Raw genomic sequence first — 14,050 nt, 5'->3', positions numbered from 1 at the left:
TAACTCTACAGTAAGGCAAATGCTGTTTATATCGGACTACATCCCTTTCTGTGTGGGAATATTCTCATTTATAACGGTCAGTTATGCACAAATGCACATGAGACAAAGCCAGTGAAGCGGGGAGGCTATGAACAGTAGCCCGCCTGCGGCGGGAGCTAAGACGCTGTTAGAAAGTGACTTTCTTCAGGCATCGTAGCTCGCTATACTCCCGTGTATGCACATACCTAGACCGTCAAAACTCCTCTTCCAGATTGATGATGGCTGGGGCCAGTTACTCGCTAAACACGATAGCGTCGTCCCCGAATGGACCAAACGGGTCGTCGAGCGGATGCTCGCCTGCGGGACCGGCGCCATGGGCGTTCGCCGATATGGCTGCGCTTCTGCCCACTGTTCTCACACCAAATACGTCTGCCAAAGTTGTAAAAGCAAAGGCTGCAGCGCCTGTGGCATGAAAGCCACCGAGCAATGGATTGCTGAGCAACAGCACATCCTGCCCGACTGCGAATGGCAGCACATCACCCTCACCATGCCAGATAAACTCTGGCCCGCCTTTGCCAACAACTGGCCCCTACTCAACAAACTCTTCGCCTGCGCCGCCAATACCCTGCTGAAATGGGCTAAAAAACTCAATATCGAAATAGGCCTGTTTGTAGCCCTGCATACCTATGGCCGCCAGCTCAATCAGCATCCGCACATTCATCTGTCCGTCACTCGCGGAGGTTTGTGCCTCAAACACGGTATCTGGCGGTCAGTTTACTTCAAAAAGAAAATCGTTGAGCGCTATTGGCGTCAGGCCGTCATCACCCTGTTGCGAGAAAGCTATGCCTCGCTCAATTTATCTGCTGCCGGCTATCAACACATTAGGGATTACCGGGAATGGTGCCAGTTTCTTGAGGCGCAGTTTCAGCGGCGCTGGAAAATCCACTTTGCTAAAAAGACCCGACACGCCCGGCAAAACGTCAATTACCTCGGTCGCTATCTGAAACGGCCACCGATTGCAGCCTCAAAACTGCGTCATTACACCGGCGGAGCCGTTGTTCATCATTACTATGACCACCGAACTCAGCAACACCGCACGCAACGACTCAGCCAGGAAGAGATGTTGTGGCGCTATATCAGCCATATCCCGTCACGCCATTTCAAGATGGTCAGGTATTACGGTTTTCTGGCCAACCGCAAACGGGGGGAGTTATTGCCTAAGGTCTACACCGCCCTGGGGATTGAAATGAAGAAAAAACCGCCGAAACCGGGCTTTGCGTCGCTGATGAAACAATTTACCAATGTGGATCCGTACCAGTGCGTGCTGTGTGGTAGTCGGATGGTATTTAACAGCGCGGAGGCTGGTATCCGTGCAGAAGAGTTGTTGGCGCGATGTCGGCAGGAGTTCAAAACAGAGCGATGGTTGCGGCAGGCGGCATAGGGAAGATCTGCCTGAAATTTGTATTGGGCATCAAAATGGGGTTTATTTTAACCAATAGTCAACCTCGTGCTGCCTGAGCGGATGAAACGCATGGCCCTATCCCCCTATTTTGCCTCTGACCTAAGGGAAAAAAAGGGATCCAACTTCCTAACCATCAAGTCCGGTTCTGAGGAGGCACTGTCCGAGTAACCAACAGCTCAACTCATACCCCTATGACTGAGACTTGAATGGAGTAACAATATACCAGCGCAGTGAGTTGTTGATTTTTCGGTGGCTGCAGTATACTTTTCCTTCATTATCAAGTATCAGGAGCAATCGGCGTGTCACATAAATATTCTCATCACACAGGTCTGCCAATTCCCGCGTTTTTCGCCAGTACTCAGGCGGAGGAAGTGGTTTTGGGGTGTCCTGATCAGGGGTAATGCATAATTCCCACAATGCATTGAGTAACCGTATTTTTTTGATTTCATATGTCTCTGATCTTCTTTTCATAATTGTCATCTCAATGCTGTCGCTTACGCAATGTCTATCCTGTTCAATTAGCGACGATGCTGTCTGAACAGCAGGATCCAGTTCCAACGCTATAAATCTTTATCCATGTCTTTATCCATGTCTTTATCCATGATGTGCAGTCAGCGCGAGTTTCACGCCACACGCTTGAGCATAACCCTTCAGCGTCCGCCACCCCACCCCGGTAACATTTTTTCCAGCTAACTGATAACCCGATTACTGACTCCCATACTGACTGTTGCATTGTCGCGGGTTAACCCTACATTTCCTCGCAATTCCGTCAGTTGATCCAGTAAAGCAAACTCTTCAACGACCTTTTCATATGCCTGATCTGCCTCCTGTGTGTTCAAAAAAAGAGCACGTGCTTGGGTATGATAAACGGTTAAACTTTATGCATCAGCCATACCTTCGGACGATGAAAAGCTAATGTAATCTTTGAGGAGTATTTTTCCATTTTTTTTGAAAAAGTACCGCAAAATATAAACTTTCTGCCCCAACTGAAAAACAAACAGATTACGAGCAAAATTCGCCCCGATGCCCGCAATTGAAAAGTGCCTGAGTTAACGGGGCGCATCAGCGGGAAACTCAACATATTGCCAAGCTCTTTCAATTGGTTGAGCAGAGGGATTACGCCAGTACGGCAACCGTCGCTTTTCCATTTCAGGGCATAGGCGTTGAACCCATCGGTAAATCGCAGTGTGATCAACATTCACACCGCATTAGGCCAGCATTTCCTGAAGTTCGTGATAGCTGATACCATATTTTTAATATCAGCGAACGGCCCAAAGGATGATCTCATTCTGAAAATGCTGACCATGGAAAAGGTTCATTCGCTTGTAACTCCAACGAAAAGATACCACCATTGGCTATTTGCAACAGTGCTTCCTCAGTTGCTCTGCGTCTTCTGCCTGAGTTTGCGGTGAGTTAATCTTTCTTTCGCCTTTTCAATCGCCGTTTGGGTTCGATTTGGAAACAATGCTGTCATCTCGGAAGGGAATAAATGCAGGTTTCTCTCCAGCAAACGCCATTCTTCATCACTCCAGCGCTGAAAGGGTGTCTCTCGTACGCTGAATTTCGTGTATTTCAGGCCCAGTTGGCTTGCTTTGATTTTGATCGACTCAGCACTCCTACGCGGCAGTTTTTGCGCCACTTTGGTGCCCATTAGGGCGTAAAACTGTGTCAAAATATGGACTTCACTTTCCTGCCAGCTCCGGAGACTTTTTATCCCCAGCACTTTTGCCATCATAAAAATGGACTTTCTCTCTCTACCTGGCAGTAAGGTGCGCACATAGGTTATCCCTTCACCGTTAGCATAATGTGTACGGAGGATTTCTTTTTCCTCTTCCGTCCAAGGTCCCACATGTGCCTTACAAAGCCCCAACGATTTGGCCGCCAGTCTTATTGCGGTCACAGTGCGACCCAGGTGAACCGCTATCTCTGAAACGGGTCGCGTGTGATAGTGGGCTTGCACAAACCTCAATTCGCCAGCGGTCCACGCAGTACGGTGGTTTCTGTATTCTTCATTCATTGCAAATTATTTAAGATTATGTAGCATTAAAGGTAAAAAAGTTAAGCGGAATTTGAATCCCAGCATCAGCCGTATGCATCGTTTGATATTCCGATGGTCCTGCTCTATCAGGTTGTTCAGGTATTTACTCTGCCTGACGGTAATCGCTTCCTCATCAGGTTCGCCGTGATGACTAATGGCCTTGCGAAAGAAGCGCAATGCCGCTGCAGCGTCCCGTTTGGCCGTCAGCAGGAAGTCGATGGTCTGGCCTGCAGTATCGACCGCCCGGTACAAATATTTCCACTGACCTTTGATTTTTATGTAGGTTTCATCTATGCGCCACCGACGACCTACTGAGCGTTTATGCCGGCGAAACGCCTTATCCAGCAAGGGCACCCGGCGGATGACCCAGCGGTGAAGCGTGGAGTGGTCAACGATAATACCGCGCTCTGCCATCATCTCTTCCAAATTGCGCAGGCTGAGGGCGTAAGCCAGATACCAACGAACACATTGCGCGTTGATATCAGTGGGATAATGCAGGCGTTTAAAGGCATTTCGGATCAGAGACATGGGCAGGCAACATCGTAAAAAAACAGCATGTTACCTGACCACGCCTTAATGCGACAGAACCTAAGCTAAAGGGTTATGTCTCATTAGCGTAGAGAAGTTAGCGGGGTTTGAGGTCCAATGGGGCGAAAACCTACGCTAAGCGTCTATATATTCGTTAACCTGTTGATTTAACGGTCTTAGCTCACCTTTCATCACATTTTCAGACAAGGTGAATGAGTAATGACCTAACATATTGATATGGCCATGCATCAATGGTGATAATCTGGATATATCTTCTTCATTAATTTCAGTAGGCTGGCTATCAGTATTAATATGTCCAAGGGCTTCCTGCATATACAGCGTATTCCATAAAACAGTAGCATTTGTTACCAGTCCCAACGATCCCAGTTGATCCTCTTGCCCTTCGCGATAGCGCTTTCTGATTTCGCCACGTTGGCCATGACAAATGGCGCGAGCCACACTATGTCTTCCTTCACCCCGGTTTAGTTGCGTTAGTATTCGGCGACGGTAATCTTCATCATCAATATAATTCAATAGATACAGCGTTTTATTTATTCGCCCCGCTTCAATGATGGCCTGTGCCAGACTGGACGGACGCGTGCTCTTCAATAAACTACGGATTAACTCTGATGCTTGTACAGTACCCAGCTTAAGAGAGCCTGCAATCCGCATCATATCGTCCCAGTTAGCCTCAATCAGTGCCAGATTAATGCAACCACGGGCCAGTTCATTGAGAGGGCCGTAATTAGCATTTTTATCAACTCGCCAGAAAACGGCATCTCCGGCGTCCGCCAGACGGGGAGAAAACTGGTATCCCAACAGCCAGAACAGACCGAATATCAAATCGCTGGAACCTGCTGTATCAGTCATAATTTCCTGTGGATTCAACCCCGTTTGTTGTTCAAGTAAACCCTCCAGAACAAAGATTGAGTCCCTCAAGGTGCCCGGTACAACAATGCCGTGAAAACCAGAAAACTGATCGGAAATAAAGTTGTACCAGGTAATTCCCCGATTGGAGCCAAAGTATTTTCGATTGGGTCCGGCGTTAATCGTTTTTACTGGCGTAACAAAACGCATACCGTCAGCAGAAGCAACTTCTCCACCACCCCATCGCTGTGCCAGGCTCAAGGTAGCCTGATAATCAACCAGGCGGGCATTAGCTTTGATAAGCGTTTCGGCCCGAAAATAATTTTGTTTAACCCAGCTCAGGCGATGCCGGGTTAATGATGGAATATTGTGCTTAATCAATGGCTCAAAGCCAATATTGCAGGCTTCTGACAGTAATACGGCACAAATGCTGATATGCAGGTCTTTCGCTCGCGCATTGGACTCGCTGACATGAGTAAACTCTTCGGCAAATCCTGTATGAGCATTGATTTCCAGCAATAGCTCCGTCAGATCCACCAAGGGTAAAAGACGTCTGACTTGCCTGTTGAGAGCTATCAGGCTGGGTGGTTCATCCAGTTTCTCAAGGCTGCTGATAGTCAGCGTAGGATGTTTCCCTGCGTGGTCAATATGAACTGACGCATTATCATTAAAACCATCAGCTACCGTTTTCCAGGCAAAATCTAACTGCTGAGCCAGCTTTTCTGTTGCCTGCCGAGCATTTACAGGGTGACCTAATGCTCGACAGACAGGGACGCGTTGGGCTTGCCATTCTGCCCCTTGTAACAGTTTTGACCGTGGATCACCCCAACGATCGCTATTCTCAAGGTAAATATCCCGCCGCCTTAATGCATCCTGAAACCGTTCCAGTAGGCATAGTGAATAGCCAGGTCTTCTCACTCGGCCTTCTTCGTCAAAGACCAGTCGTTTCCAGGCACCGGTGATAATATTTTTCGGCGCGTCGTCAAGTATGTGCTTTCTTGAAGTGCCTAGTGACGATAAATAGTTAAAGGCTGCCAGGGTATGTTCTCCCGCCGGAGCAGCCCGAAAAGTTAACTCCCGTAGTACTCTGGGCAGAAAACGGCGAACGCGTCCATATTGTTCAATCATTTCATCGTGGAAATTATTGTCTGCCGGCCGAGCCAGCTCGTTGACCATTTTGACTGACTCAGCCAGTCTTTCTTTGGGAATGCAGGAAAAAATCGATTTTCGGAGGTGCACATCATCAGTTACCTCATCCAGCAGGAGTGCACAGGCTTTAGCTAGCATCAACGAAGAGCGGTCCAGATCCTTCAGCGTCCTCAGCCGCTTCTTTTGCCCCGCTTTTTTAGCCTCTCCCGCAATATTAGTGATCAGCATATCCAAAACATCGATGGCTTCATCCAGCGCAGTGACCTCCAATGATTTAACAAAGGCAATAAGTATCGCTGTACGTTTCTTCATGGGCATACGAGCTATCTTTTTTACCGAGGTAACATTTGCATAGCGGGCGAGACTTTTTAGCTGAGCCGGTGGAAGACCTGTAAAATCAAGTTGCTGAAAACCCAGTTGGTGCAATGTGTTATAGCGATCCAGTGCATCATTAAACGCAGGGCTACTGATTGTCACAGGACCTTTTTTCAGTCGCTCAAACATGGATACTCTCTGACCTTCACTAAAGCTCAGTAATTCACCCAGTTGCTGTTTCTGTTCATCATTGGGCAATACCAGCAATCGTTGCCAAAGCCGGTTAGCCGCTCGTTCGCGGATTTCGGTGATCACTCTGGTGAGTGTTGTGGCTCCTGGTAATAAAATTTTATGTTGTACCAGCCATGCAGTAGCGAAATCGAACATCAGGCTGGGGCGTTCATTGCTAATCCATGCACGGGTATACAACAACCGGTTCAGCCTAAATGTCCACGGAAACTCCCCGAATTCATGATAGTGATAATACTTTTTGATTTGAGCGTAATGCTCCCAACGGGTTGGTTCTCGTTTGGCGTATTCTGCCAGAATATCAGTCCGACTGATTGAAAGCTGCCTGGCAACAACGGTTTGTACATTGCGCGGAACCAAAGTCAAATCAGCCAGGAACGCTCCTAAAAATCGGACTGATGTCAGTTGAAGGGCTATACCGAGACGGTTCTGGTCCCCGCGCCGTTGTGCTATGAATGTCAGATCATTTTCATCCAGAATAAAATAACGAGACAGTTGTACCTCGTTCGGTTCTGCCGCATAACGCCCATAATTTTGTTTCTGCTCTTCGGTCAAAAAATCGATAGGCATTCAGCGTTCCTTGCATAAGTATGACTTTGGTCTACTTTTAATTATCTCAAATATTATAAATTTTGAGACTACTAAAAGTGGCTCCAAACATGAGTATCAGAAATCGCGATTTATGCTTTATGATACTACGCAGTATCAATATCGATTTATGAGACCAATATGGCATTACTGGGATATGCAAGAGTATCAACTAGCCATCAGAAACTGACGGTACAGATTACGGAGCTAAAATCTGTAGGTGTCAGAGATGACCGGATTTTTACCGATATGATGTCAGGAGCCACAGATGAGCGCGAAGGATTACAACGGCTGCTTGCTCGTGCAGAGAAGGGTGACATCATTATGTGTACCAAAATGGATCGGTTTGGTCGCAATACTGCAGACATGATCCACATTGTTGATGCCTGCTATAAAAAGGGAATCGCCATTCGTTTTCTGGAGAACGGTCTTAGCACTGAAGGCACAATGGGAAAAATGGTTATCCAGATACTAGCGGCTGTTGCTGAGGCGGAACGTGAAAGGATCTTGGAGCGAACAAACGATGGTCGTCAGGCAGCTATGATTAAGGGTGTTAAATTCGGAAGAAAGCCTCACAAGAAGGCAGAATTAGCTAATGAATTGATCAATAAGGATATACAAGTTAAGGAAGTAATGGAAAAAACGGGAATATCACGAGCGACGTATTTTAGGCTGAAAAGAAAAAAGGTTATTAACTCTAAGAATATTCATCTTTTCAATGATAAATAAGAAAGATGAATATTTTCTAGAAAACATGCACGGCTTCTATTTAGTAATAGTCACATTCTAAAAGGATGTATTTAAATTGAGTCAATACTTAAAACTTGGAGATGACCAGTCTCCTGTTCAGTTGGAACCCCACAGCGAGGTTGGTGCATTTAAAACCGTTGGACACTGTTTTTGGGCAAAACCAGAAGATAAAATTACTCCTGACTTTCTGCGTTCAAGAATAGAACCTTGGTTAACTGCTCTTTTTCAGTCTGAGCACCTAAATCTACTTATCGGCGCTGGCCTTAGCTCCGCTATTCAAGAGTCAGCAACAGGCACGAAACCTCAAGGTATGGGATGGATTAATGATCTCAAAGTTTGCAAGGCCGAAATAGACAGTTATGTAGCTAAAACAGCGAAAGCCTCGGGAAGAGAAAAGGGGAATATTGAAGACCAAATTCGTTCAATTAATGAGTTGATTAAAGGATTAGAGATTTTAACGGTACAAAACCTACTACTTCCCGAACCTCCACCTGGTAGCCCCCCATATCGCAATTTCAAAAATGAGTTAGCTGAATTAAATAATGAGCTAACGAGATGTCTGACATTATTTTCAGATTCAGTTAGTCATGGGGAGAAATTAATCCGTGATGCAAACAACGAGTTAAAAACAAAAACGTTTAATTATTTAGTAAGCTTCTTAATGAGTTTTTCAAGTCGAACAGCAACACGGGACAGATTACATGTTTTTACGACAAATTACGACAGGATAATTGAAACCGGTGCTGAAATAGCTGGCCTTCGACTAATTGACAGATTCGTTGGTACTATAGCGCCGATTTTTAGATCTTCGCGTTTAGAAGTGGATTATCATTACAACCCACCAGGTATTCGGGGGGAGCCAAGATATTTGGAAGGTGTTGCGCGCTTTACTAAATTACATGGTTCATTGGACTGGTATGCTACTGAAGGGGCTATAAGGCGCTTTGGATTACCTTTTGGAGCGAATTCGGTAGAACCCTTTTTACAAGTGGAAGCTGCTGGAACTGCGAATTATCATCAATTAATGATTTATCCAAATTCAGTTAAAGACCGTGAAACATCTGAATATCCTTATGTTGAGCTATTTAGGGATTTAGCATCTGCAACATGTCGTCCTAATAGTACTTTGGTAACATATGGTTATAGCTTTGGAGATGAACATATAAATCGGGTTATTATTGACATGTTGACAATACCCTCAACGCATATAGTAATTATTGCCTACGGTGATCCACTTGGTAGAATTATGCGTTTTATAAATGATAGTGGAAGAAAAGCTCAAATATCGTTATTGCTTGGTGATCACTTTGGAGACCTAACAAATTTAGTGGACTTTTATCTTCCTAAAGCCGCGATAGACAGATCATCAATTCGTATGGATGAGCTATTAAAGTCAAGAGGTTTATATCGTGCAACAATCCAAAATAAGAGTGGAGATGCCGAATGAACTCATTTCCTATTGAACAAGGTGAGCAACTCAGGGTCGGTACTGTAGATTTTGTTTCACCCAATGAGATTAGGGCGCTATTAGATATCGACTCACCTGATACTGTAGCCTTGAATGCAGGAACACCAAGAAACTTTCCTAGAGTAAACAGCTATGTATTAGTCTCATGTGATAATGGTTACTTAGTTGGGCAAATAGAGTGGCTTGCAGTTGAGCATTCGCCTTATCCCAAACAAAGAGACATTCAAGAGTTTGGTCTTGTAAATCTACCATTTCCTCGAAAAAAAATGAGTTTAAATCCGGTTGGAACTCTTAAACGTTTGTCCAAAGATGGTACTGATTATTTTAGATTTCAACGCGGTTCTGAATCATTTCCATCTATTGGTTCAGCTATTTTACTACCAACAGATTTACAGCTCAGATCAATTATAGAGTCTGGTAATAATAGACGAGTAATTATTGGACAAAGTCCACTTGCTAACAATGCTAATGTCGCTGTAGATCCGGATAGATTATTTGGTCGTCATATAGCAGTACTTGGTAATACTGGTAGTGGTAAGTCCTGTTCTGTCGCAGGGTTAATCCAATGGTCTCTCGAGTCCGCAATGGAGTCAGACAGTAAACCAAATGCCAGATTTATTATATTAGATCCCAATGGCGAGTATACACGTGCCTTGGGACCAACTACAAAATTTAAAGGCAGAGTTTTTAAGGTTGAAACAGAAGGTAGTGAAAAGCAATTACAAGTACCTTCTTGGTTTTGGAATAGTTCCGAATGGGCATCATTCACACAAGCAAGTCCTAAGGCGCAACTTCCATTACTAAAGCGCTCTTTGAGAGCAATGAGAAATGAAAAGTTTGATTTACAAGCGAACTTGGATGTAGAAATTAAAAAGTACCTAGGTACGATTCTTGTTTCTTTGAAAGCGGATAAATCAAAAGGTGCAGCAGCGCTTAATGACTTTCCGGGAGCTAAAAATCTTCTGGCTAAAATTAATACTTGGCGTCAGAGTCTTGAGGAATATAAAGCAAGATTGCCTGTTATAAATCTAGAGCTAGATGAATTAATTATCTCTATTCAAGATTTTTGTGGACAAAGAGAGGGCAAATACCCAGATTACAATGCTAAAGTTAGCGCAGTTGATAACATAATATATAGAATATTATCGTCATTTCAGAGCTTTGGTGGAAATGAGCGTGAGCTTTTTCCTAAAAATGAGGATATCCCCGTCCCTTTTGACGGAAGTAATTTAGTCTCCTATTTAGAAGCATTAGCCCAAGAAAATGGCAGTGAGCAATATGTCGAATATTTGGTGGCTAGAATACGCACAATGCTTGCAGATACGAGAATGAAACCTATAACCAATGACTCAGAGCACCGAGTTGACTTAGCCAATTGGTTAGAAACGTATATTGGGAAAGATGGAACTGGCGACGATGATAGCTGTGTTTCAATCATTGATCTTTCTTTAGTACCAACTGAAATTACTCATCTTGTGACAGCAGTTATTTCAAGGATTGTTTTTGAATCATTACAACGTTATAGACGACTATATAATAAATCTTTACCCACGGTACTTGTCGCTGAAGAAGCACATACATTTATTAAACGGTATCGTGATGACTCTGAAAATCAGGATGTCGCAGCTGTTTGCTGCCAAGTATTTGAGAAAATTGCACGAGAAGGCAGAAAGTTTGGTCTTGGTATGGTGATTTCCTCGCAACGACCATCCGAATTATCACCTACAGTTTTATCTCAATGTAATACTTTTCTTTTGCATCGAATCAGTAACGACAAAGATCAGGAGCAAGTTCACAAAATGGTACCTGATAATTTGCGAGGATTACTCCGTGAGCTGCCTTCATTGCCATCTCAACATGCAATACTGATGGGCTGGGCATCTGAACTTCCTGTCCTGGTTAAAATGAAAAATTTAACAAAAGAGCAGCAACCACATTCTGATGATCCTGACTTCTGGGATGTTTGGACAAGAAAAGATACTGATGGAAAATTGGTCGAGAGAACTGTCGATTGGGGAGTTGTTGTAAAAGAATGGCAACAAAATTGAGCTACAACAGCAAATGAAAGTGGGAGGACAGGCAGGAGTTAAGGAAATTTACCCCACCAATCTACTTGGCTTTGCGATCCATTATTTGACGGCATAAAAACTAGGCAATGTCCCTTAATTCATTTTTATACAAACCAATACGATAGAAGCAGCGAATTAGAGTGATTATCGAGCCAAAAATGCCAGAATTCACCCTAAAAATGCTTAAATTATGAACGCACTTCCGTTTCTGGCAATTGAGGGACACAGCCTAGATACTTAAAAAGGTAATGAGGGGGTTAGGCTTAGCGTAGGTTTTCACCCCGTTGGCCCTCAAACCCCTACCCATACTCACGATTTGTATATGAAACCCTAATAAACTATATCATTGGGGATAATAGATTCTGGACTAACGCCATATTATTTCTCATGACAAAATTTATAATGATGGCACTATGTTGGGCTTTTGCCATTTTCATTGCACCCATTGGACTGATTGGTTTGTACTTCTATCATTCATACCAAGAAAGAAACCAAGGGTAACGCTTCAACGTTGAATGATTCAACATGGATGTTGAACTTTGCCCGCAAACAGTTAAGGATCGGGTATATCCTTGGCTAGATGTGTTGTTAATAGCTGCCCCAGTTAAGATAGATGTCGTTTTTGCAGCTTCGCTTCTGCTGGACCTCATCGGCTATTGATACTTCACCCTGGCTCATAAATAAGATATTTCTCACTTAACTTGTCTTCTATGTGCGATATTTCCCACACAATGACTTTATTGTCAGATATTTCCTACAAGATTGATTAATTATTTCCCTGGGATATTTAGCCTCATCAAAAACAGGTTGAAAATAACACCGCGACAGGCAGAATAGCCTCAAATTATAGTCTATCACTCTCCCCATATTCTGGGGCAAAGGCATTCCTGATGTCCCGTTTCTGCTATGGCCTATCCATGGTAAGCACAATATTGCCCATAACCCTTATTCCGCTCGCCAGTTATGGCGCGGAATTCCCCCCCGTTGAGCAAAGTATTCATCAACAGGCCCGGCAACGGGCACTGGAAGAGCGGTTGGCCCCCGCAACACCGGATGTGCGCTTATCAGCGCCAGCGGCCTCTTTGGGCCGTATTGTCTTCCCGGTTGAGCACCCCTGCTTTGCCATTGATCGTATAAAAATCAGTGGCGCAGAGCCATTACCTCGCTGGTTGCCACTGCAACGTATCGCCAATCAGGCGCAAGGCCAGTGTTTGGGCGGCCAGGGCATTAACCTGCTGATGAGCCAGATACAAAACCGCCTGATCGACCATGGCTATGTCACCACCCGGGTACTGGCCCCGCAGCAGGACTTAAACCGCGGCACGCTGGCGTTACACGTGGTGCCCGGCAAAATACGCCATGTTGAGCTGACGCCCGGCAGTGACCGCCATGTCACGTTGTTCAGTGCCTTCCCTGCCCGCCCTGGTAACCTGTTGGATTTGCGTGATATCGAGCAAGGACTGGAGAACCTGCAGCGCGTCCCCACCGTGCAAGCCAGTATGGAATTGATCCCGGGTGATGCCCCCGGCGAGACCGATATCGCCCTGAACTGGCAGCAGCGCAAAATGTGGCGGCTGGCGGCCTCACTGGATGACTCCGGCACCCGCAGCACCGGCCGTTATCAAGGTGGCGCAACCCTGTTTCTGGATAACCCGCTTTCGCTGAGTGACCTGTTTTATGTCTCTGCCGGGGGGTCAATAAAGGATCGCGGCGATAAAGGCACCAATAACCTGACCGGCCATTACTCGCTGCCGTTCGGTTACTGGACCGCGGGCATCACCGCCAGCAGCTATGACTATCACCAAACGGTGGCGGGCCTCAATGGCGACTACCACTACAGTGGTGAAAGTGAGAACGTCACGCTGCAACTCAGCCGCCTGCTGCACCGCAATGCCAGCCAAAAAACTACCCTGACCTACGATGTGCTGACCCGCTCGTCGAAAAACTATATCAATGATACCGAAATTGAAGTGCAGCGCCGCCGCACCTCGGCCTGGCGTGTCGGGCTGGAACATCGCCACTTTATCTCGCAGGCCACACTGGACGCAGGTATCAGTTACCAGCGCGGCACCCGCTGGTTGGGTGCAGTACTGGCACAAGAAGAGTATTTCGGCGAAGCCACTGCCCTGAGCAAAATTCTGCGTTTGAATGCGCAACTGGATATTCCTTTTGTGATTGCGACGCAAAACGTCCATTACAACCTGCAATATCAGCGGCAAAGCACCAACACACCCCTGACACCACAGGATCAATTCTCCATCGGCGGCCGCTGGTCAGTGCGCGGATTTGATGGCGAACGCACGCTGAATGCCGATCGCGGCTGGACGGTGCGCAATGATCTCGGCTGGTATACCCCGCTACCAGGCCATGAACTGTATGTCGGCGTGGATTACGGCGAGGTCAGCGGTCGCAGCGACCCTTATCTGCTGGGCCACCATCTGGCGGGCAGTGTCGTCGGTGTGCGCGGCACTGTGCTCAATACCCGTTATGACCTGTTTGCGGGCAAGCCGCTGTCAAAACCTGATGGCTTCAAAGCCGACTCAGTGACGGTGGGCTTTAACCTGAACTGGCAATACTGATGCACCTTA

The 14,050-nt window shown here is 45.8% G+C and carries 9 protein-coding genes and 2 pseudogenes; 5 read left to right on the top strand and 6 right to left on the bottom strand.

Annotated elements, in window-relative coordinates; genetic code table 11:
* The first annotated feature begins 214 nt into the window (after nt 1–214).
* Nucleotides 215–1,420, top strand: coding sequence for an IS91 family transposase (locus tag V2A84_RS00590; RefSeq protein WP_442821490.1), 1,206 nt, complete (start codon nt 215–217; stop codon nt 1,418–1,420).
* 710 nt (nt 1,421–2,130) lie between these two features.
* Here V2A84_RS00590 and V2A84_RS00585 read toward each other — a convergent pair.
* From V2A84_RS00585 to V2A84_RS00560, 6 genes and pseudogenes are all read right to left on the bottom strand, one after another.
* Nucleotides 2,131–2,280, bottom strand: coding sequence for a hypothetical protein (locus V2A84_RS00585; protein WP_442821491.1), 150 nt, complete (start codon nt 2,278–2,280; stop codon nt 2,131–2,133).
* Nucleotides 2,281–2,312: 32 nt separating this feature from the next.
* The gene (locus V2A84_RS00580; protein WP_442848507.1) at nt 2,313–2,639 is read right to left on the bottom strand and encodes a hypothetical protein; all 327 of its coding nucleotides are present in this window, start codon (nt 2,637–2,639) and stop codon (nt 2,313–2,315) included.
* A pseudogene (locus V2A84_RS00575) lies at nt 2,551–2,760 on the bottom strand (IS6 family transposase); the annotation flags it as partial. The gene V2A84_RS00580 and the pseudogene V2A84_RS00575, both read right to left, overlap by 89 nt.
* A 56-nt stretch (nt 2,761–2,816) precedes the next feature.
* Nucleotides 2,817–3,341, bottom strand: coding sequence for a hypothetical protein (locus tag V2A84_RS00570; protein ID WP_442821492.1), 525 nt, complete (start codon nt 3,339–3,341; stop codon nt 2,817–2,819).
* A 168-nt stretch (nt 3,342–3,509) separates the two neighbouring features.
* Nucleotides 3,510–4,007: pseudogene (locus V2A84_RS00565) on the bottom strand (IS6 family transposase); the annotation flags it as partial.
* 135 nt (nt 4,008–4,142) lie between these two features.
* The gene (locus V2A84_RS00560; RefSeq protein WP_442821493.1) at nt 4,143–7,157 is read right to left on the bottom strand and encodes a Tn3 family transposase; all 3,015 of its coding nucleotides are present in this window, start codon (nt 7,155–7,157) and stop codon (nt 4,143–4,145) included.
* A gap of 159 nt (nt 7,158–7,316) precedes the next feature.
* On the opposite strand from V2A84_RS00560, the gene V2A84_RS00555 reads away from it, so the two are divergent.
* The 4 genes from V2A84_RS00555 to V2A84_RS00540 all read left to right on the top strand — a co-directional run bounded on the left by V2A84_RS00555 (nt 7,317) and on the right by V2A84_RS00540 (nt 14,041).
* The gene (locus tag V2A84_RS00555) at nt 7,317–7,904 is read left to right on the top strand and encodes a recombinase family protein (protein ID WP_442848486.1); all 588 of its coding nucleotides are present in this window, start codon (nt 7,317–7,319) and stop codon (nt 7,902–7,904) included.
* A gap of 76 nt (nt 7,905–7,980) precedes the next feature.
* A complete protein-coding gene (locus tag V2A84_RS00550) occupies nt 7,981–9,372 on the top strand; it encodes an SIR2 family protein (RefSeq protein ID WP_442848485.1) in 1,392 nt (463 codons plus the stop codon).
* On the top strand, nt 9,369–11,441 hold the full coding sequence (locus tag V2A84_RS00545) for an ATP-binding protein (RefSeq protein WP_442848484.1): 2,073 nt from the start codon (nt 9,369–9,371) through the stop codon (nt 11,439–11,441). Before V2A84_RS00550 ends, V2A84_RS00545 begins: the two co-directional genes overlap by 4 nt.
* A gap of 911 nt (nt 11,442–12,352) precedes the next feature.
* A complete protein-coding gene (locus tag V2A84_RS00540; RefSeq protein ID WP_442848483.1) occupies nt 12,353–14,041 on the top strand; it encodes a ShlB/FhaC/HecB family hemolysin secretion/activation protein in 1,689 nt (562 codons plus the stop codon).
* The last annotated feature ends 9 nt before the right edge of the window (nt 14,042–14,050 follow it).

Origin of the sequence: Yersinia sp. 2553 StPb PI (genome assembly GCF_052217105.1) — a bacterium.
Lineage (GTDB): Bacteria > Pseudomonadota > Gammaproteobacteria > Enterobacterales > Enterobacteriaceae > Yersinia > Yersinia enterocolitica_E.
This window is presented reverse-complemented; position numbering and strand designations above follow the sequence as displayed.